We start from the raw sequence: 19,591 nt of genomic DNA on the forward strand, positions 1-19,591 counted from the left end.
TAAAAAATGATAATAAAGTCATACAAAGATAAACTTCCAGCATACATAATTTTCATTTTATGAATAAACACACTATTGATTTTATACAATTGTGTTTAAAGCCTTGAGAATATAAATGATCGTTCAAGGTGTGTGTGACGTCGCTTTTATTGTTCGAGATCAGTATACTATGTATCTGTAATACAATAGTTTATTAGATAAGTACATCAATTATAATATTGAGTTAATAGAGAGCTTTATATGGGCAAGTTTCTGCCAAACCTGATTTGCATCATGTGTCTTGTGGGTTTAAATATTCAAAGTCAAATTTTTGCCAAACAAAATGTAAAAGCTGATAAAAGTCAAGAAGCGATAAAAGCGGACTTAAAACAAGATTGGTCAGTGAATAGTATCAATACCGCCAATTGGTCTGAAAATATTGGCAGAGGGCAATTCCCTGTTTATGCCCGTGCACAAGTGATGCTCAATAATTTACATGCTTCGCCAGGGCCAATCGACGGTAAAAGTGGCAAGAACTTTTTAAAAGCACTTGCTGCGTATCAACAGATTAAAAGTTTACCGATTAGTGGTGAACTGGATAAACAGACTTGGGACAGTTTGTTAAAAAATCAAAAATCCGCAGCGTTTGGAACTTATCAAATTACTGCAGCGGATATTAAAGGGCCTTATGCCAAATCAATTCCGCGAAATTATGCCCAACAAGCAAAAATGCCGGGTCTGTATTACACCCGTGTGAGTGAAATGTTAGGTGAAAAGTTTCATATTGATGAAGACTTTCTTAAACAACTCAATCCAAAAGCTAACTTTAAAAAAGTAGGCGAAACCATCAATGTACCGATTGTACGCAATGATTTGCCTGAAGGTGTGGCCTTAATTATTGCGCATAAGCCTGCTCGACAACTTTATTTATACAATAGTGCAAATCAAATGATTGCATCTTTTCCTGCCACAATTGGGGGTTCTGGTACACCATCCCCGAAAGGGACGCATAAGGTGATTAAAGTTGCCGCAAACCCTGTCTATGGTTATAACCCGAAGAACTTTGTTCAAGGGAGCAACCGTCAAAAGCTGGCATTACCGCCTGGTCCAAATGGTCCTGTTGGCAATATGTGGATTGCTTTAAGTAAACCGACATTTGGTATTCATGGTACACCGAATCCTTCATTAATTTCAAAGACCGCTTCTCATGGTTGTATTCGTTTGACCAATTGGGATGCCAATGATTTAGGTCGTAAGGTTCAACCGGGGACTGTGGTTAAGTTCTTAGATTAATCCCGTTGTATATCCGAAAAGGCTGAGTACTTTAAAAGAGGGCTCAGCTTTTTTTATAACGCTGATAAGATTTTGCTACTGTAAATATTAAACTTATACACAACATACTGAATTTATTGGGTATGATCAATTTAACTTAACCATGTCAAAAAGATTGAAATCTTTATGAGTACAGAAAAAAAATTATCTACTCAAGAAGTCATTAAACTTGAACGAGATTTGGCTAAATTTGCCAATATGATGGATTCAGTGGTGCGTATTCCATTTACCAAACAAGGGGTTGGGGCAGATGCTGCACTCAGTACTATACCGATTGCTGGTGATGTCGCAGGTTTTGTGCTGACCTGTTATGCGGTTTATAAAGCCAAACAGATTGGTGTGCCTCAAGCAAAGCTTAATGGGGTATTAAAACTGGCTGTGATTGACGGCGTTGTGGGGTGTATACCGATCGCTGGTACTTTATTTGATATTTTTATTCGGCCCAGTCGTAGAGCTTTAGACGTTGTACATGATCATATTCAAGAAGAATATCAGATTTATAGCGATGATCATGTGGTTCACCCATTTTTACATGAGAAACTAGAACAAAAGCAACAGCAATCTGCATTTTGGCGTAATCCTGTCATTGCTTGGATTTGGATTCATATTCCCGATATTTTAGGCTTGATTGTTTTGATCCTGATTGGACTTGCGATGTGGTTTGGCGTAAATATGTTATGGGATTGGTATCAAAGCTATCGTGCTTAAATTTCAACATTGAATTGATTTGAAAATGTAGATATTAAAATACAGAGGTGATCATGCAAGATTATATTTCGGCCAACCTTCCTGCTATTGATTTTGATCATACTCGTAAATTTTATGCATTTTTAGGCTTTCAGTGTGATTATCAGTCCGCAGAATGGATGATCTTAAGTAAAGACAGTTTGCTGGTTGAGTTTTTCCATCACCCCAATTTAAATCCAAAAGAATCATGGTTTAGTGCCTGCTTAAGAACACATGTCTTGCAAGATCTGTTTCATTTTTGGCAAGGCTTAGATTGGGCACAATTCCCAGAAGCACGAATAACAGAAATCCAGTATCTCGAAGAAATTGATATGTTTTGTGTGATTGATCCGAATGGAAGTTTAATCCGTTGTATCCAATTAGATTAATTCCTCGTATTGGTATTGAAAGAAAGATAGTAAATAAATAAGAAAGATAGCAATTGCACGTTAAATATTGAACAAGCAAAAATTAAAAATATGATGTGCACATAAACAAAGCCTCCATATTGGAGGCTTTGTTTTTCTAATGATCACTACGATTGAGCGAGCGTGTATAGATTAAGGTAAATTGAGTTGGCGTAAAGCGGCAACACGTTGCTCGATGCTTGGGTGAGTTTGGAATAAAGCAGCCAAACTAAAACCTTGCTCTTTACCTTCTGCGATCGCAAAAGCTTTCATTTCTTTCGGCATTTGATCTGGCATTTCAGATTCAGCCTGTAGACGCAATAAAGCGGAAATCATGGCTTCTTTACCTGCAAGTTGAGCACCAGCTTCATCTGCACGGTATTCACGATAGCGAGAGAACCACATTACGATTGCCGAAGCCAATATACCGAAAACGATATCAAGCACGATGGTAATTGCAAAATAAGCCAATCCAGGCGCTTCACCATCTTGACGACCAAAGACATTACGGTCAATAAAATCACCAACCACACGGGCAAAGAACATTACAAAAGCGTTCACTACACCTTGAATAAGGGACAATGTGACCATGTCACCATTGGCAACGTGACCAATCTCATGCGCAAGCACGGCACGCAATTCATCTTTGTTCATGCGTTCAAGCAAACCTGTTGAAACCGATACCAGCGCATCGTTTTTGTTCCAACCTGTAGCAAATGCATTGGATTGATAAGATGGGAAAATACCAACATCTGGCATTTGAATACCAGCACGTTGTGAAAGTTGAGCAACCTCTTGTAATAACCAAACTTCGGCTTGGTTACGAGGAGCATTCGGGTCGATTAATTCAGTACCTGTGGTTTTTAAGGCCATCCATTTGGACATAAATAGGGAGATTAAAGAACCTACCATACCAAACACTAAACAGAAGACCATCAGGTTGCCTAATTTAAGACCGCCAGCGCCGTAGTAACTACCAACACCTAATAATGATAGGATAATGCCAGCTACAACCAGTACCGCGAGGTTGGTTAGCAAAAACAAACCAATCCGCATCATGGAGAGAATCCTCTTATAAATAATAAATAATATGACGTATTAAATAAATCATGAAATTCAATATGAGGTTTAGATGCTTAAAATTCAAGAATAATGGGAAAAATCTAGCGGGCAAAAAATAACAAATTCAAATGAAATGGATAGTGGATAAGCAATTTATTTAAAAAAATAGGCAAGTTAAAAAAAGATTCTCTGTATTAGAGAAAACATTATTTTTTTCAGCAATTTGTTGAAAATATGTAATTGCACAAATTAAGTGCATTATTTACTATTTTAGCAACATAATTTTGGGGATATTAAGCGCTTAAGTGATTAGTTGCCAATGGTGATTTGTGCTGTCGCACTGGCATGTGCTGTTGAATAAGAACCCGCAGGAGCATCTGTGTATGTTCCATCCGAAGCAATAATAATTGGTCGAGAACTGTATTTTAAGGGTTGAATATTTGAACTGTTGTTGATTTGCGGTGTTGGCTCTACTTGATTGGAGAAATCATTTTGATTTGATTGGGCAATGATTTGTCCAGTACTGGTTGAAGAGCCAATATTATTTGCAGATAAATTTAAACCACCAGCATAGAGGTTGTTTAAACGACTGGTAACACGTTTGACATAGTCTTGGGTTTCACGGAAGGGAGGAATACCGCCGTATTTGTCGACATTCCCTTCACCAGCATTATAAGCCGCTAAAGCTAAACTGGTATTGCCATTAAAGCGTTTCATTAACCAACTCAGATATTTGGCACCACCAAAAATATTTTGCTGTGGATCATAAGAATTAGACACATTGAAGCGACGAGCCGTTGCAGGCATCAGTTGCATTAAGCCTTGTGCACCGACAGGAGAACGGGCATTGGTATTAAAGCCAGACTCAGTATGCATTACTGCTTTGATTAAGCCTTCAGACACACCATGCGTCTGCGCAGCTTGACGAATAATACTGTCAAAGGAGTTTTTACTTTTACTATAACTTGGCAGTACTGCGGATTCTGAGCTGCCCCAGTTGCTATAACTGTGAATATTACTGTCTTTATAATAAGTCACTTTGACTTTTTGCAGTGAACGATCCGAATTTTTGCGATTGGTTAGTAAGGTTGTCCCATTTTGGTCTTTGTAGAAATAAATTTGACCTGCAAACGTTTGCGATGTAAATGAAGCAAAGCTCATACACCCTAAAATAGACACTAGCGAACCCGTAATTAATTTTTTCATTTTGTAGTAATTAAAATATTTCCCCAATTTTTGGGAGTTTAACAAAGTTATTGAACAAGAAAAACTATGAATTGAGTTTTAACAATACAATCGCGAAAAAGCAAGTGCTATTTGTTGGCATATTAATCAAAAAAAATTTTATATTTTTTTTAAAATATATTTATTGACTATGCTAAACAATTGAAAAATATATATAAAATATAATGGTTAAAAAATGACCAATCTAAAGAGAATGCCCATCATTGCGTGAGAAAACTTTGTCAAGCCCCAAACAATCCACAATTTTATCCACAGGTTTTGTGGAAAACTGTGGAAAAGTCCAAAAGATAAGCACTTCGGCTAAAAAATGAACTGAGCCGTCTATTTTAAATGTGGAAATACGACAGGAAGATGACCAGATAAAAATTGATGCAAAATAAAAAAATCTTTAGATGCGGTTAACGTTCAAATCAGATAAAATTGCCCAGTATTTTTTTATGGGTTTATCTCGTCTATGTACTCGCCAGTTGAGTCCGAACAAGGATTTAATTTTAAACCAGAGCTTCCAACAAGTTCAGCTTATTATCGTCTTTTGAAAAAACTTCGTCGTCAAGTCGGCCATGCAATTCGTGACTTTAAAATGATTGAGGAAGGCGATAAGGTAATGGTCTGTGTTTCTGGTGGGAAAGACAGTTACACCTTGCTTGATATTCTGTTGCAATTTAAACGTATTGCACCGATCAACTTTGATGTTGTCGCAGTGAACTTGGATCAAAAACAACCAGGTTTTCCTGAAGATGTGTTACCGAAATATTTGGAAGAAAACAATATTCCTTATTATATTTTGGAAAAAGACACTTATAGCATCACCAAACGTTTGACACCTGAAGGTAAAACTTACTGTGCGGTGTGTTCACGTTTACGTCGTGGCTCACTCTACGGTTTTGCGCAAGAGATTGGCGCGACCAAAGTGGCATTGGGTCATCATCGCGATGATATCATTGCAACCTTCTTCTTGAATCTATTCCATGGTGGTAGCTTAAAAGCGATGCCGCCAAAATTATTGTCTTCGGATAAAAAGAACATTTTGATTCGTCCTTTGGCTTATGTCGAAGAAAAAGACATCATCAAATATGCTGAAATTCGTAAATTCCCGATCATTCCATGTAACTTATGTGGTTCTCAGGAAAACTTACAACGTGCCATGTTAAACGATATGCTACGTGGTTGGGATAAGCAATATCCAAAACGCTTGCACAGTATTTTTGGTGCATTGCAGAATGTTTCACCATCTCAATTGGCTGACCGTGATTTATTTGATTTTGAAAAATTGGATGAAGAACGCGAATTCGATATGAAATGTGATACGGAAGAAATGAAAAAGCGTTTAGATGTTGTAAATCTTAGTTTTGCAGCAGATTGATCTTTTTTGCCAATTAAATGAACGAATCGGGCATTCATATTGAGATGAGTGCCTGATTTAAAAAAATAAAACGATAAAACCGATAAAACATGAACAGTCCGTACAAAAAACTTTAGCCCAAATTGAAATTATCATGCTATAACATTGGGCAAGCAAAACTGCTTCAACCTGATGTTGTCTGGATAGATAACACAATAAATTGAATAAATAATTTGAGGAATGAACATGCCTGCATTTTTAACTGATGATTGGTTTGCAAATGTTGAAAAATTAACTGCTGAAGCAGGTGATTTAAACTTACCACCAGCACTTTCAGGTTTAGCAATTAATTTGGTTGTTGCAGATGCAGATGGCAACACAGAGCTTGCTTTAGACGGCGGAAAAATCGTCAAAGGTAGTTCTGCAAATGCGAAAACAACATTGAACATGGATGCTGAAACACTTCGTAAAGTATTCTTAGAATTTGATATGGCTGCTGCAATGCAAGCATTTATGACAGGCAAAATCAAAGTTCAAGGTGATATGTCTCAATTGATGGCTTTACAAACAGCCAAGCCAAGCCAAGAGCAAAAAGATTTATTTAAGAAAGTATTAGAGCAAACTGCTTAATCTTTTTACAATAAAAAAGCTTACCCGAGAGTAAGCTTTTTTATTGCCTGATTTTTACAAATCCAATCGATTTAAAATACAGATTAAATTTCTAGTAATCGAGGTGTGGTTTTAATGTGTTCTAAATAAGCCCGAATACGTGTGACATACTGTACTGCTTGTTTATAACGACCATTACTTGCTTGATTACGTGTCAAATAATTATAAAGATTCATCCAGTCATTGGGATCTTTACCTTGTGCTTTGATGCGCTTTTGAATACCTTCAACTGCACCAGGACCCATATTGTATGCAACCAAAGCATACCAATGACGATCTGGATTACGAATATAAGAATAACGACTCAACATCATATCAAAATATTTTGCGCCGCCTTGGATACTCTGAGCGGGATCACTACGATTACTGACACCCATTTCTTTGGCGGTGGTATTGGTCAACATCATCAAACCACGGACACCTGTGGGAGAAACAGAGTCTGGTTTTAAATATGATTCTTGATAACCAATTGCAGCAAGTAGGTGCCAATCTAAGCCATATTGCTGTGCAGAGCGCTTAAAGCTGGCTTTATAAATCGGTAGACGAGAACTTAAGTCACGTTGAATCACGTTCCAATCGTCTTTCTTGACGACATTACGATTATAAAATGAGGCAAGTTGCTGGGTTGAGCCATTTTGTTTGCTTTGGCAAATGAAACCACTTGCTGTTGCTGTTAATGGATCTTCAGCTTGTTTAAACACCCAATTTAATTCTGGGTTTAAACCATTACTTTTTAAACTGTTGAAATCACCACAGCTTGCTGAAAAAGAGGTTAAGCGTTCTGCTTCGATACTTTGCATATTTGCGGTGGTAATCGCAAAATTCGCCTTACCTTGAGCAACCATTTTCAATGCTGTTGCATTGTCAGAAACAGTTTTAAGCTCAAGTTTAACGTTTAAACTTTCAGCATAGTTATGGGCTAAGTCATAGCCGAAGCCATGCTTATAGTCTCCATCCTTAAACACGATGCTTGGATTGGAAACCGCAACTACAGTCAATTTACTCGAATTAACTACAGCATTGTATTGATTGTTCTTACTCGCATTAATACTAAAAGGAATTAATGCAGTGGATAAAACTAAAGTTTTGATTGGCAGCGCACGAAAAAATGAGTTAAGGCTAAGCCTCGACCCAGAGGTTGAACTACTGTGCATGTTGTCTCCGCTACAAGTAATTTATTGCCCTAAAAAGTAATAAGCACAAAAACGCTTAAAAACTTCTTATAGTTGGTAAATTCAATAAGGGTGGGCAGTCATGAACGTCATTCAAAAAATGACATGTGGGATAGAAAGATTTTGCAGAAAAACTACAAAATTAAAAAAATAAACTCATAAAACATGTGCGCATAATATAGGCGGTTTTTAGATCTGTCAAACTTTGTATGAAAAATGATCAATTTAAAATATTTAAGATGATGATTTTTAAGGAAATATTTTTTTAAAAATTGTAGGAATTTTAAAACTGAAATACGCTGCCAAAAACTGTAAGCAAATGTTCCAAATGTAAGTTAAGAATTACCGCTTTTAAAAGGTTTTCCGATTGAATTTTCTGCCTGAATTTAAATAGGAAAAAAACGATTTTATTGCTTTTTAAAACTTAAAATGCGCTATTTTTGAGCTGACATCTTTACGCTATTGGCTGTAGACTGTAGCAACATTTTTTAAAAAATAAGTATCAAGTGCATATGTATTTTAAATGGTTTTAAATCATGAAATCTAATTTAATTACCCGTTCAGGGCATGATCTGTTGGTCGCTGAGTTACAACATCTCTGGCGCGAAGAGCGACCTGAAATTACCAAGAAAGTGACATGGGCTGCCAGCCTAGGTGACCGTTCTGAAAATGCTGATTACCAGTATAATAAACAGCTGCTTCGAAAAATCGATCGTCGTGTACGTTATTTGGGGAAGCGTTTAGAAGAATTACGAATTATCGATTTTTCTCCAGAACAAGCAGGTAAAGTGTATTTTGGTGCTTGGGTTGAAATAGAAAATGACGAAGGAGAACAAAAAACCATACGTCTGGTCGGGGTAGATGAAATTTATGATCATCATCCGCAACATGTCTCAATTGATTCACCGATGGCAAGAGCTTTACTGTCTAAACAAGTCGATGACGAGGCAGAAGTGGATACACCGTCAGGGAAAAAACGTTGGTATATCAATTCAATTCGTTATGAATAGCTTGAATATTCATCAAATTAGCGAGATTTGACTTTATTTTGTACATTTGATTGAAGAAATACTGAAAAAGATTTGCCAAGTCGCAATTTTATTTATATGATAGCCGCCATTGGAAGCGTGGCAGAGCGGTTTAATGCACCGGTCTTGAAAACCGACGAGGGTGTGAGTCCTCCGTGAGTTCGAATCTCACCGCTTCCGCCAAATATTAAAAAAGCCCTTGTTAATACAAGGGCTTTTTTCTTACCTAAGTTTTTGTCCCACATAAAACTCTGGATTGAATAGAGCAGAATTAGAATAGATTAGATAGATTTAGACTCCTGTTTAATTCTCTGTTTTATAATTAACTTTTTGAATCTAAGTCCTAAACTTTTATTACTGAAATTGCTTCTTCTATTTTTGTTTTAATATCTTTATATAATTTGTCTCATTTGCACTTAATCAAATGGCTTAAGATCAGATGGTAAGGCTGCTTTAGTAATGCAAGTTTTGAGATGAGTTAAATTAAAGCAATATTCGATACCTTAATTATTTAGCTATAATTCTTTTTACACTTTTTCTTTTAAAAATAGACGCTTCACACAATAATCTAGACTTAGATAGCGCCCACCGCCGAGCACAATTAATGCTAACAGCATGACTAAGTAAGTTACAGCAAACTCAATACCATTATTTAAAATGACAAATGATCCACTTGAGGTTAACCAATCATAATTTCCATGCGTCTCTAAGATTTGACGCGCCTTTTCTAATTTTTCAGTAGAAGCGAAGACTTGAGCACTAGCAAATGGAGCATTGGGATCAGCAATTGCTTGCCATCCATTAGGTAAATGTACTGTAACAATGGCAACAAGCATGGTGATAATGAGTGGAATGCTGATAAAGCGAGTCAAGAAACCAAGGGCTAATAGAATTGCTCCTATAATTTCAACCGAAGTGGCAAGGGTTGCTAACAATGTCGGGAATGGTAAACCTAAGCCCCAATCTGTATTACCAAACCATTCCACTGTTTGTTGAAAATGCGCAAGTTTATTTGTACCTGCCATCCAAAATATAGGGACCAAATAAAGTCTCAGTGTAAGTGCTGCGATACCATCACTATGTTTTATGAGACCACAAAATATTTGGTAATTTTTTGATAAAGCATAAATAAAATTGTTCACGATAATTTCACACCAACTGCGATTGAATAGTAATTAGTCGGGTGATAACTGTGTTTCTTACACAATTTTTAATTTGGACTGTAATAAATGGCAGTTTAAGTCGTCTAACTATATGTACCTGAGTACAACACGGTAAATTATCTTAAAGGAATAGAACAATGAACAAACTCAACTCAATCACATCAGTCGCAGCACTGCTAGCTTTATCTGTAGCTGGTGTAACTCAAGTATCAGCAGCCCCAACAACGCATGCGACAGAAACCCATGCGAAGAAAGCCAGTGATGCAAAATGTGGTGAAGCCAAGTGTGGATCGAACAAAATGACGAAATCACAAAAAGCGGCTGAAGCAAAATGTGGTGCTGATAAAAAAGCAGCAGATGGTAAATGTGGTGCAACGAAGAAAGCAACGGATGCGAAATGTGGTGCTGATAAAAAAGTTGCTGATGGCAAGTGTGGTAGTAAATAGTCAATCAGTTAAACAATGATGTCGCTGTGAATCACATAGACGGCATCATTTCCAAAGTTGGAGTATCACCATGGTTAATTTGGCTGGTGTAGGTCTTGGGCTAAGAAGGGATTTTATTGATGAGTTTCTAAGTGCTAAAAAAGTGCCAGACTTTATTGAAATCGCGCCTGAAAATTGGATAGGTTTTGGTGGTCGGCATGCAAAGTTATTAGCTCGGTGTGTAGAAAAAGCACCTTTAATCTGTCATGGGCTGTCTTTATCCATTGGTGGGCCACATCCACTCAATTTAGAATTTATTCAAAAAATTAAAGGGTTTTTAGATGATTATCATATCCCGATTTATTCCGAGCATTTAAGTTATACCCATGATCGTGGTTACTTATACGACTTGATGCCAATTCCAATGACTGAGGCGGCAGTTAAATATGTAGCAGAACGTATTTTACGTGTCCAAGATATTTTAGGCAAAAGGCTGGTGATCGAAAATGTCTCAACCTATTTGATGCCAAATGCTGAAATGAGTGAGGCCGATTTTGTATCTGAAGTGCTTCAGCAGGCGGACTGCGAGTTATTACTCGATGTGAATAACGTCTATGTAAACAGTATAAACCACGGCAGTGATGGGTATGCCTTTATTCGAGCAATGCCAAAACAGCGGATTCGTTATATACATATTGCTGGGCATGAACAAGTTGAACCAGATCTATTGATTGATACTCATGGTGCAGAAGTATGCGATTCTGTCTGGCAATTATTACAATATACTTATCAAGTGTGTGGCGTAAAACCAACATTACTTGAGCGTGATTTTAATATTCCATCATGGCAAAAGTTACAAGATGAAATGACGAGAATTAAAACAATTCAGCAGCAGGAGAGCGGTGATGAAAACAGAGCAAATATCTTTCCAAGCTTCACAGCTGCAGTTTTGTAATTGGATTCGCTTTCCTCAATCTGAGTTACCCAAAGCTCTTCCTGCGGAACGGATGCAGATTTATCGAGATTTACTTTTTAATAATGTTTGTTCTTTTATTGATTTGGTCTATCCCATTACTCGTGCAATATTACCTGAGATACAGTGGCAAAAGCTATTAACTGAATTTTTTCAAAAAGGGCAGTGTGATTCACCATTTTATAATGATATTTCCTTACAATTTAGGGAGTATCTGACAGATTGCCAACATCCCAGTTTACAAGAATATCCTTGGTTAGCTGAGCTCTTACAGTTTGAATGGCTTGAACTCTATTTAGATACAGTTGAAATTGAAAAAAACACCCTTACTCGGCGGAGTGAATGGCAGTTAAATACTCAAGTCTGGGTGCTCGTTTATCAATATCCAGTTTATCAATGGTCGTCAAGCATGATCATTGCTGAAGCTGAGCCTATGCCTAGTGTTATATTGGTTTGGCGAAATGATCAAGATAATATCTGCGTAGAAAGCTTATCTGTTTTATTCGCTGTGGTGATTGAACAACTCAATCAACAAGAGTTAGTTGAACAAGATATTGGAAATTTAATAAAAGCGACGTTTCCTGATTTTTCTAGCATTCAAATACAAACTCAGATCGATGAGTTAAAAGTACTATTAATTCGATTGAAATTGTTAGATCTACCCCATAAAAATGATGAGGAAAATGGATGAGCGTAGAGCCTGCAAATGCGAATCAAGAAATATTACAACAACTACAAAATCTAGCCTTTGTAATAGAATTACGACAACAAATGTTGAAGTTTGCAATTCTACAACTGTCATCATTACAGCAGGCTGAAGATGCTGTTCAAGAAGCATTAATGAGCGCATTTCAACATATTGATTCTTTTACTGGCCGAGCAGCTTTTAAAACGTGGGTTTTTGCGATTTTAAAAAATAAGATTTTTGATTTAATTCGGCAAAAATCTCGTTTAATGACGATGAGTGAATTGTTTAATGACGAAGACAGTGAACAAAGTATAGATGCATTATTTGATGCTTCTGGACATTGGAATAAATATGAAGCACCTCAAGCATGGCCCAGTCCAGAAGAAATATTGGAACAACAAGATTTTTGGCTTATTTTTGATGCCTGTTTGAATCATTTACCAGCCAAATATGCACAAGTTTTCATGCTCAGAGAAATGATTGAACTCAGTTCAGATGAAATTTGTGAAAAGCTAGGACTTACTGTGACTAATTTAAATGTGCTCATGTATAGAAGTCGAACAAGATTGCGTGAATGTTTAGAAAATAAATGGTTATTGAAGGATGATTGCTCATGTTAACCTGTCGCCAAGCCACCCAGTTATTATCTGAAAGATTAGACCGAACACTTCAATTTCGAGAGCAGGGCAATTTACAAATTCATTTATTGCTTTGCCGTTCATGCCGCCGCTATGGAAAACAAGTTAAAACACTAAGTCAGCTCTCTAAAGCATTTAAAAAGTTTGATGACGGTAAGTAGCTAGTAAAGACTCTTTCAATATAAAGTTGCTTGCGCTCAAGTTGCTGTGAATAAGGTAAGCAAGCCATTACTTCGAGTTATTGAATAGTGTCATAATTTGAATTATTTTTTTAATAACCAGCATCAGCCTAAAGATCTGTTTTATTTTTTGAATATAAAACCAATATAATCATTTTATAATATCAAGTTGATTGTTTTTGTTCCTTATATTCTGTTCACAGCCTGAATAGGGTATCGTATTAAAGTGAAATAAAAGGTCTAAAAATTGACATTGTTAGCTCCATTCAGTTGTCAGTACCATTAAAAAAATTATTTACTTCACATAAATTTCATTTCGAATTGATTAAACTCTTTTATACAAAATCTGATGATTAGAAAATTAGGATCAGTCTATGTTGAATCGTGTTATGCAGTGGATAGACAGTTGGTCCAAACCGATTCAGGCACAGTCCATTTCATCTGAGAATAAGCAGATTCAATGGGTGCGTATTATTCCTTTTATCATTCTGCATATTGCATGTCTGGCGGTTTTTTATGTGGGGATATCTTGGTTTGCCCTTGCTTTTATGCTGATGTTTTATCTGATTCGGATGTTTTCTATTACTGCATTTTTCCATCGTTATTTATCTCATAAGACTTTTAAAACTTCTCGAGTCGTTCAATTTATTTTTGTATTGATTGGAACAATGAGTGCCCAGCGTGGACCATTGTGGTGGGCAGCGCATCACCGTTATCATCATCGATTTACGGATACAGCACAAGATCCACACTCGTCTACACATGGTTTTTGGTACAGCCATATAGGGTGGTTTTTAAATGATTATAATTTTGCCACACGTAAAGAGGTGATTAAAGATTGGCTCAAATATCCTGAACTAGTTTGGTTGGATCGTTTTAGTTTGATCATTGTGCTTCTTACCGCAGTAGCGATTTATGCTTTAGGTGAATGGCTGGCGGTCGTATATCCATCACTTGCAACATCAGGTTTACAGCTGTTGGTTTGGGGGTTCGTTGTTTCAACAGTTTTATTAATTCACGCGACGTTATGTATTAACTCTCTGGCGCATTTATATGGAAGTCGAGATTTTGAAACAGAAGATCAAAGTCGAAACAACTTATTTTTATCTATTATTACTTTGGGGGAGGGATGGCATAACAACCACCATTATTATGCAGGAAGTGCAAGACAAGGTTTTTATTGGTGGCAAATTGATATCACCTACTATGTTCTAAAAATTATGTCTTGGGTCGGTTTGGTCTGGGGGTTGAAACCAATACCTGCACGAGTGTATGAGGTCAGTAAAATTGCTCAATCAGCAAGTAAAGTAAACATATTTATTAAAACAAAGACCAAGAAAAATTCAACTGGGGAATCTACATGAAAATTGCGATTATTGGTTCAGGTGTTTCTGGATTGTATGCCTCATGGAAACTTTCAAAGCATCATCAGGTAACTGTATTTGAAAAAAATAATTATTTTGGGGGACATACTGATACTCATGACTTGATGATTGATGAGCAAAAACTCGCTATCGATAGCGGATTTATCGTATTCAATAATTATAATTATCCATTGTTTAGCAATATGCTCACCGAGCTAGGAGTAAAAGCACAAAACAGTGATATGAGTTTTTCAGTCAATAATCAGGTCTCAGGATTACAATATAATCCGTCGAAAAAAATTTCTTTGCTGAGCAGGCCACAAAACTTTTTAAAATCTAATTTTAGAGCCATGCTCTCTGATCTTTTTAAATTTTATGCCGCAAATAAAGACGTCATTGTGGATGAGCATGATACGACATTGAGTATTGAAGCCTATTTAAATCAAAATGCTTATTCCGAGGCTTTTCGCCGAGAGCATTTATATCCAATGTGTGGGGCATTATGGTCATGTCCAATTGATCAAGTGGGACAAATTCCTTATAAATTCGTTGTGAGCTTTTTTCAACATCATCGCATGTTACAGCTTAAAGATCGTCCACAATGGCAAACCGTCAAAGGTGGTTCTGCACGTTATGTTCAAGCCATCCAGCAGCAGTCAGCAAATATTGAGTTTAAAAAACTGGCGGTGATCGGTGTGTCTCGCTTAGCTGATCAAGTGATTGTGCAAACAGAATGTGATGCACAGCAATTTGACTGGGTGGTTTTTGCTAGTCATGCCGATGATAGCCTAAAGTTATTAAATGATCCTACCGCACAAGAGCAAGAGGTGTTGTCTAATTTTGCTTATCAAGATAACAAAATGGTGCTACATCGTGATTTGACTATTATGCCAAAGTGTAAATCTCAATGGGCGAGTTGGCATGTGCATGTTACTGCAGATCAAGCTAATTTTGATAGAAGAAGTTCGAAGTCTACGGTTCATTACGCGTTTAGTTATTGGATGAACAAACTACAAAATTTATCCTGTCAAACACAAATATTTGCAACGTTGAATCCTAACTTTCAAATTGATCCAAAGCAAATTTTAGTCGAACGTGATTATCGCCATCCTGTATTTAATGCTCAAGCTATAGAAGCGCAACAACGTTGGTCAGATATTAATGGCCAAAATCGAACATCATTTTGCGGTGCTTATTGGGGCTGGGGTTTCCATGAGGATGGGGTACGCAGTGCTGCTCAAGTAGTAGAGCAATTAGAAAAACATATGGCTGATGTGATTTAGGAGTAGGCAATGTTGATGACTAAACTCGCTGTAGCCCCTGTAGTGATACGGCATCGACGCTATTTGCCTAAGTCACATAAATTTGAAGCTCAGTTGAATTATTTATGGTTTGATCCAGATCAAATCCTATCTATTACCCAGCAATCTTATTTATGGTCATCTAGCCGATGGAATCTGCTTAAACTTGATCCAAATGATTTTTTAATCGAAGAACATGGTTCAATTCGGCAAAAGATTCAAAAAATAATATTAAAACAAGCCAATAGTTTAGTGGCTTCAGATACACAGATCCGAGTTTTAGCGCTACCGCGGACTTTAGGTTTTCGTTTTAACTCAGTGGTTTTTTATTTTATTTTTGATGCCCATGAACAGCCACTGTTTATTCTGAGTGAAATAACCAACACGCCGTGGGATGAACGTAAAGTATATGTGCATGATTGTCGTAACAAAGTAGTACAACATTCGCAGTTTAGCAGCTATCGATTCAAGTTTAAAAAATCATTTCATGTCTCGCCTTTTATGCCAATGGACATGAATTACCTGTGGAATTTTAGTTTTTCTAGCCAGCAAAATGTCATTCATATGCAACTTTTTCAACAAGATGTACTGCAATTTGACGCGACTATGCAATTTTTATTAGTACCCATCACAGTTTCTTCACAGCAGCATCGATATGCTATTTACAGTGTCTTTGAACCTTTCAAAATGATGGCAGGAATTTATCTGAATGCTTTTCGCTTATGGAGGAAAAAAGTACCATTTTATCGACATCCTAAAAAAGACAAAGGAAAAACAATGCCATGAAAGCACTTATTTCCACTGAACAAGACTCACTGCCTTTGGTTTTACAAAGTTTATTAAAGCTCCGTCATGGTCAAATTATATTTCAAGGGGTGTGGAATGGTTTTGTCGGCGACAATATGGAGTTAATTGCGGTTGTTCAGGTTCATGATAAAAAACTGGTGGACTTGATTTTTAAGCATGGCGTTTTAGGTGCAGCCGAAGGCTATATTCGAGGTTATTGGAGTACTGATCATTTGGTTGAGATGATTCAAATTTTGGCACGTAATCGTGATCTTTTGGATACGCTAAATCAAAATATTATTGCTCAGGCAAGTCAATTTTTTTTAAAAGCTTGGTATAAAAAACGCAACAACTCAATTGATGGCAGCCGTAAAAATATTGCAGATCATTATGACCTGAGCAATGATTTCTTTAAATTATTTCTTGATCCATCAATGATGTATTCCAGTGCTGTGTTTAAAGATGCTGAAATGACTTTGGAGCAAGCTTCTGAGTATAAAAAAGATTTGATTTGTCAAAAATTACAACTAAAACCGATGGATCATTTGGTCGAAATTGGTAGTGGCTGGGGTGGTTTTGCCCTTTATGCTGCACAAAATTATGGTTGTAAAGTGACTACGATTACTATTTCACAAGCGCAATATGATGAAGCAGTAGCCCGGATTCAAGCAGCAGGTTTAGCACATCGGGTAGAAGTGCAATTAAAAGATTATCGCTTACTGGAAGGTAAATTCGACAAACTGGTTTCCATTGAAATGATTGAGGCAGTAGGTGAGCAATATTTATCAACCTATTTTAAACAATGTTGCAGTTTGTTGAAACCGCAAGGATTAGGACTGATTCAAGCGATTACCATTGAGGATGCACGTTATAAAAAAGCCTTAAAAACTGTGGATTATATTAAACGTTATATTTTCCCTGGCAGCTTTATTCCGTGCATCAGTGTATTAACTCAAACTGCATCTGAACAAAAATTGCGTTTAAAACATTTAGAAGATATTGGGCAAAGCTATGCACAAACATTACATCTTTGGCGGAAAAACTTTTTAGCTGCCCGTGAACAGGTTCTAGCACTTGGATTTGATGAAAAATTTATTCGGATGTGGGATTTTTATTTGTGCTATTGCGAGGGCGGTTTTAAAGAAGGAGTGATTAGTGATGTGCATATGTTGTTTGAAGCCAACGTTTATTAACTTTTAAACATCCATGGATATGCCAAGGGGTGAGCAAAATGTTACTCAAGTTGTTGTTACTAGATGTCGTGATTATGCTGATATGTTGGCTCATCGTGACCTATAACAGTCGTGCAGGTTTAGTCGATGTTGCATGGAGTTTCTGTATTACGCTGAATGTCATCATTGCAGCATTTTTGCTGAATACAGCACCTATCGCTGTACGTATATTTATTGGACTTGCAAGCAGCATTTGGTTCTTACGTTTGACTTCGCATTTAGTGCGCCGTTACTGGCATGAAACAGAAGAAGACCGTCGTTATGCCAATATGCGTCGTGCAATGGGGCAATTTAAACATCTGGGCTTTTTGAGCTTTTTTATGTTTCAAGCAGGACTGGCGCTTTTGTTTTCTTACCCTATGCTGTCCTTACTGAGTTCCCCAGCTACACAGTGGAATGAATGGACGAATTGGGCATTGGTCGTTGCGATAATCATTATGTTGCTGGCTTTCATTGGTGAAAGCACGGCTGATCAACAACTGTATCATTTTAAACAGAACCCAGATCATCACGGTCAAACCATGGATCAAGGTTTATGGAAGTATTCACGGCATCCAAATTATTTTTTTGAATGGTTACATTGGTTTGCCTACCCCATTTTAGGTTTGGCCGCAGGGCTTTATCTGTTATGGATTTATCCATTACTGATGTGGGCATTTTTATATTACATCACAGGTATTCCGTTTAGCGAACAACAAGCATTACGTCATCGTGGTCAAAATTACCGAGATTATCAACAACGAACGTCAATGTTTATTCCGTGGCAACCTAAAGAGTAGATCACAACATGGATTTTATTATTCAGCAGTCTTTAAAACTGGTCGAAAGTGGCTTGGTTCCAGATCAGGCGATACGTGCAGCGATACGGAGCTTAAGTAAAAAGCGCTTAATTCAAGAAGGTCGTTATGATCCTGAACAGGGCAGCAAGCGTTATATGGATGTCCTGCGTATGCTAAAGTGCAGTGAAATTGCGATTGAAACGGATAAGGCCAACCAACAGCATTATGAGCTTCCCACTGAGTTTTTTCAGGCAGTACTGGGTAAACGCTTAAAATATAGTGCGAGTTTATTTCGCGATGCTCAAACGAGTTTGGATGAAGCCGAAGAATTGGCTTTAGCAGGTTATTGTGAACGGGCACAATTAAAAGATGGTCAACATATTTTGGAAGTTGGCTGTGGTTGGGGATCTTTAAGTTTATGGATGGCAGAGCATTATCCAAATGCAAAGATTACTGTTGTATCGAACTCCACAACCCAACGAGCCTATATTCAACAACAAGCTAAACTACGACAGTTCAATCATTTGACGGTCATCACCTGCGATGTCAATGTGCTAGAACTTGAAAGCGGTTCATTTGATCGTGTGGTGTCGGTGGAAATGTTTGAGCATGTGCGTAATTATCAAAAGTTATTTGAAAAAATAAATACTTGGCTTAGACCTGATGGATTATTGTGGTGTCATATTTTTTGCCATCGTTTTTTGCATTATCCATTTGAAATTAAAAATGAATATGATTGGATGTCGAAATACTTTTTTAGTGGTGGCCTGATGCCATCTGCATCAACTTTCTTACATTTTCAAGATCACTTGCAGTTAGAACAGCATTGGCAGTGGTCAGGTACGCAGTATGAAAGAACGGCGAATGCTTGGCTTGAAAATATGGATCGACAGCAACAACGTTTAAAACCATTATTTGAAAAAACCTATGGCAAAGATGCAGCAGCTTGGTGGCAACGTTGGCGAATCTTCTTCATGGCTTGTGCTGAACTGTTTGGTTTTGAACAAGGGCAAGAATGGGTGATTGGTCACTTTTTGTTTCATAAGAAAGCCGTATAATCTAAATTGAATGTGTTGTTCAGTGGGTCATACAAGGGATATA

General features: G+C 37.1%; 21 protein-coding genes and 1 tRNA gene. 18 read left to right on the top strand and 4 right to left on the bottom strand.

What is annotated here, in order from left to right:
• The first annotated feature begins 240 nt into the window (after positions 1 to 240).
• From AS4_RS05565 to AS4_RS05575, 3 genes are all read left to right on the top strand, one after another.
• Positions 241 to 1,272, top strand: coding sequence for a L,D-transpeptidase family protein (locus AS4_RS05565; RefSeq protein WP_096733466.1), 1,032 nt, complete (start codon positions 241 to 243; stop codon positions 1,270 to 1,272).
• Between the two features lie 165 nt (positions 1,273 to 1,437).
• The gene (locus AS4_RS05570) at positions 1,438 to 2,019 is read left to right on the top strand and encodes a DUF4112 domain-containing protein (RefSeq protein ID WP_096733467.1); all 582 of its coding nucleotides are present in this window, start codon (positions 1,438 to 1,440) and stop codon (positions 2,017 to 2,019) included.
• Positions 2,020 to 2,072: 53 nt separating this feature from the next.
• Positions 2,073 to 2,426, top strand: a complete 354-nt coding sequence (locus tag AS4_RS05575; protein WP_004819718.1) for a bleomycin resistance protein — start codon at positions 2,073 to 2,075, stop codon at positions 2,424 to 2,426.
• 171 nt (positions 2,427 to 2,597) lie between these two features.
• Here AS4_RS05575 and htpX read toward each other — a convergent pair whose 3' ends face one another.
• Positions 2,598 to 3,503: a protease HtpX gene (htpX, locus tag AS4_RS05580; RefSeq protein WP_096733468.1), complete on the bottom strand. Its 906-nt coding sequence runs from the start codon at positions 3,501 to 3,503 to the stop codon at positions 2,598 to 2,600.
• Between the two features lie 312 nt (positions 3,504 to 3,815).
• Entirely contained in the window at positions 3,816 to 4,667 is an 852-nt protein-coding gene (locus AS4_RS05585; RefSeq protein WP_406565194.1) for a lytic transglycosylase domain-containing protein, read from the bottom strand.
• Positions 4,668 to 5,205: 538 nt separating this feature from the next.
• Between AS4_RS05585 and ttcA the strand changes: the two genes are divergently transcribed.
• Both ttcA and AS4_RS05595 read left to right on the top strand, forming a co-directional pair.
• Positions 5,206 to 6,114, top strand: coding sequence for a tRNA 2-thiocytidine(32) synthetase TtcA (gene ttcA / locus AS4_RS05590; protein ID WP_004722379.1), 909 nt, complete (start codon positions 5,206 to 5,208; stop codon positions 6,112 to 6,114).
• Between the two features lie 225 nt (positions 6,115 to 6,339).
• The gene (locus tag AS4_RS05595) at positions 6,340 to 6,723 is read left to right on the top strand and encodes an SCP2 sterol-binding domain-containing protein (RefSeq protein ID WP_004722377.1); all 384 of its coding nucleotides are present in this window, start codon (positions 6,340 to 6,342) and stop codon (positions 6,721 to 6,723) included.
• 83 nt (positions 6,724 to 6,806) lie between these two features.
• On the opposite strand, the gene AS4_RS05600 is transcribed toward AS4_RS05595, so the two are convergent.
• Positions 6,807 to 7,916, bottom strand: coding sequence for an MltF family protein (locus AS4_RS05600; RefSeq protein WP_004722376.1), 1,110 nt, complete (start codon positions 7,914 to 7,916; stop codon positions 6,807 to 6,809).
• Positions 7,917 to 8,470: 554 nt separating this feature from the next.
• Here AS4_RS05600 and greB point away from each other — a divergent pair.
• Both greB and AS4_RS05610 read left to right on the top strand, forming a co-directional pair.
• Entirely contained in the window at positions 8,471 to 8,944 is a 474-nt protein-coding gene (greB, locus tag AS4_RS05605; protein WP_004722375.1) for a transcription elongation factor GreB, read from the top strand.
• A 111-nt stretch (positions 8,945 to 9,055) separates the two neighbouring features.
• Positions 9,056 to 9,145, top strand: a tRNA-Ser gene (locus AS4_RS05610).
• 344 nt (positions 9,146 to 9,489) lie between these two features.
• Here AS4_RS05610 and AS4_RS05615 read toward each other — a convergent pair.
• Positions 9,490 to 10,104: an HvfX family Cu-binding RiPP maturation protein gene (locus tag AS4_RS05615; protein WP_096733470.1), complete on the bottom strand. Its 615-nt coding sequence runs from the start codon at positions 10,102 to 10,104 to the stop codon at positions 9,490 to 9,492.
• Between the two features lie 158 nt (positions 10,105 to 10,262).
• Here AS4_RS05615 and AS4_RS05620 point away from each other — a divergent pair, with 158 nt between their 5' ends.
• The 11 genes from AS4_RS05620 to AS4_RS05670 all read left to right on the top strand — a co-directional run bounded on the left by AS4_RS05620 (position 10,263) and on the right by AS4_RS05670 (position 19,548).
• Complete coding sequence (locus AS4_RS05620) at positions 10,263 to 10,571, top strand: HvfA family oxazolone/thioamide-modified RiPP metallophore (protein WP_096733471.1); 309 nt, start codon at positions 10,263 to 10,265, stop codon at positions 10,569 to 10,571.
• Positions 10,572 to 10,641: 70 nt separating this feature from the next.
• Positions 10,642 to 11,505 (top strand): HvfB family MNIO-type RiPP peptide maturase, encoded by an 864-nt coding sequence (locus AS4_RS05625; protein ID WP_096733472.1) that lies wholly within the window; start codon positions 10,642 to 10,644, stop codon positions 11,503 to 11,505.
• Positions 11,456 to 12,214, top strand: a complete 759-nt coding sequence (locus tag AS4_RS05630; protein ID WP_096733473.1) for an HvfC family RiPP maturation protein — start codon at positions 11,456 to 11,458, stop codon at positions 12,212 to 12,214. Before AS4_RS05625 ends, AS4_RS05630 begins: the two co-directional genes overlap by 50 nt.
• Positions 12,211 to 12,831 (top strand): RNA polymerase factor sigma-70, encoded by a 621-nt coding sequence (locus AS4_RS05635; RefSeq protein WP_096733474.1) that lies wholly within the window; start codon positions 12,211 to 12,213, stop codon positions 12,829 to 12,831. Before AS4_RS05630 ends, AS4_RS05635 begins: the two co-directional genes overlap by 4 nt.
• Entirely contained in the window at positions 12,825 to 13,010 is a 186-nt protein-coding gene (locus tag AS4_RS05640) for a zf-HC2 domain-containing protein (RefSeq protein WP_096733475.1), read from the top strand. The genes AS4_RS05635 and AS4_RS05640 overlap by 7 nt, the downstream gene beginning before the upstream one ends.
• Positions 13,011 to 13,402: 392 nt before the next feature.
• The gene (locus tag AS4_RS05645; protein ID WP_096733476.1) at positions 13,403 to 14,392 is read left to right on the top strand and encodes an acyl-CoA desaturase; all 990 of its coding nucleotides are present in this window, start codon (positions 13,403 to 13,405) and stop codon (positions 14,390 to 14,392) included.
• On the top strand, positions 14,389 to 15,675 hold the full coding sequence (locus AS4_RS05650; RefSeq protein ID WP_096733477.1) for an NAD(P)/FAD-dependent oxidoreductase: 1,287 nt from the start codon (positions 14,389 to 14,391) through the stop codon (positions 15,673 to 15,675). Before AS4_RS05645 ends, AS4_RS05650 begins: the two co-directional genes overlap by 4 nt.
• Positions 15,676 to 15,684: 9 nt before the next feature.
• On the top strand, positions 15,685 to 16,479 hold the full coding sequence (locus AS4_RS05655; protein WP_096733478.1) for a DUF1365 domain-containing protein: 795 nt from the start codon (positions 15,685 to 15,687) through the stop codon (positions 16,477 to 16,479).
• Entirely contained in the window at positions 16,476 to 17,672 is a 1,197-nt protein-coding gene (locus AS4_RS05660; protein WP_096733479.1) for an SAM-dependent methyltransferase, read from the top strand. The genes AS4_RS05655 and AS4_RS05660 overlap by 4 nt, the downstream gene beginning before the upstream one ends.
• A gap of 38 nt (positions 17,673 to 17,710) precedes the next feature.
• Positions 17,711 to 18,490, top strand: a complete 780-nt coding sequence (locus tag AS4_RS05665; RefSeq protein ID WP_096733480.1) for a DUF1295 domain-containing protein — start codon at positions 17,711 to 17,713, stop codon at positions 18,488 to 18,490.
• 8 nt (positions 18,491 to 18,498) lie between these two features.
• Positions 18,499 to 19,548, top strand: a complete 1,050-nt coding sequence (locus AS4_RS05670) for an SAM-dependent methyltransferase (RefSeq protein WP_096733481.1) — start codon at positions 18,499 to 18,501, stop codon at positions 19,546 to 19,548.
• Positions 19,549 to 19,591 lie beyond the last annotated feature (43 nt).

Source organism: Acinetobacter guillouiae, assembly GCF_002370525.2.
GTDB classification, from domain to species: Bacteria; Pseudomonadota; Gammaproteobacteria; order Pseudomonadales; family Moraxellaceae; genus Acinetobacter; species Acinetobacter guillouiae.

Coding starts and splice junctions, on each gene's coding strand:
- AS4_RS05650 (WP_096733477.1), top strand. CDS start 14,389: ATGAAAATTGCGATTATTGGTTCAGGTGTTTCTGGATTGTATGCCTCA.
- AS4_RS05565 (WP_096733466.1), top strand. CDS start 241: ATGGGCAAGTTTCTGCCAAACCTGATTTGCATCATGTGTCTTGTGGGT.
- AS4_RS05625 (WP_096733472.1), top strand. CDS start 10,642: ATGGTTAATTTGGCTGGTGTAGGTCTTGGGCTAAGAAGGGATTTTATT.
- AS4_RS05620 (WP_096733471.1), top strand. CDS start 10,263: ATGAACAAACTCAACTCAATCACATCAGTCGCAGCACTGCTAGCTTTA.
- AS4_RS05570 (WP_096733467.1), top strand. CDS start 1,438: ATGAGTACAGAAAAAAAATTATCTACTCAAGAAGTCATTAAACTTGAA.
- AS4_RS05595 (WP_004722377.1), top strand. CDS start 6,340: ATGCCTGCATTTTTAACTGATGATTGGTTTGCAAATGTTGAAAAATTA.
- AS4_RS05645 (WP_096733476.1), top strand. CDS start 13,403: ATGTTGAATCGTGTTATGCAGTGGATAGACAGTTGGTCCAAACCGATT.
- AS4_RS05660 (WP_096733479.1), top strand. CDS start 16,476: ATGAAAGCACTTATTTCCACTGAACAAGACTCACTGCCTTTGGTTTTA.
- AS4_RS05665 (WP_096733480.1), top strand. CDS start 17,711: ATGTTACTCAAGTTGTTGTTACTAGATGTCGTGATTATGCTGATATGT.
- AS4_RS05655 (WP_096733478.1), top strand. CDS start 15,685: ATGTTGATGACTAAACTCGCTGTAGCCCCTGTAGTGATACGGCATCGA.
- AS4_RS05585 (WP_406565194.1), bottom strand. CDS start 4,667: ATGAGCTTTGCTTCATTTACATCGCAAACGTTTGCAGGTCAAATTTAT.
- greB (WP_004722375.1), top strand. CDS start 8,471: ATGAAATCTAATTTAATTACCCGTTCAGGGCATGATCTGTTGGTCGCT.
- AS4_RS05575 (WP_004819718.1), top strand. CDS start 2,073: ATGCAAGATTATATTTCGGCCAACCTTCCTGCTATTGATTTTGATCAT.
- AS4_RS05600 (WP_004722376.1), bottom strand. CDS start 7,916: ATGCACAGTAGTTCAACCTCTGGGTCGAGGCTTAGCCTTAACTCATTT.
- AS4_RS05635 (WP_096733474.1), top strand. CDS start 12,211: ATGAGCGTAGAGCCTGCAAATGCGAATCAAGAAATATTACAACAACTA.
- htpX (WP_096733468.1), bottom strand. CDS start 3,503: ATGATGCGGATTGGTTTGTTTTTGCTAACCAACCTCGCGGTACTGGTT.
- AS4_RS05640 (WP_096733475.1), top strand. CDS start 12,825: ATGTTAACCTGTCGCCAAGCCACCCAGTTATTATCTGAAAGATTAGAC.
- AS4_RS05630 (WP_096733473.1), top strand. CDS start 11,456: ATGAAAACAGAGCAAATATCTTTCCAAGCTTCACAGCTGCAGTTTTGT.
- AS4_RS05670 (WP_096733481.1), top strand. CDS start 18,499: ATGGATTTTATTATTCAGCAGTCTTTAAAACTGGTCGAAAGTGGCTTG.
- ttcA (WP_004722379.1), top strand. CDS start 5,206: ATGTACTCGCCAGTTGAGTCCGAACAAGGATTTAATTTTAAACCAGAG.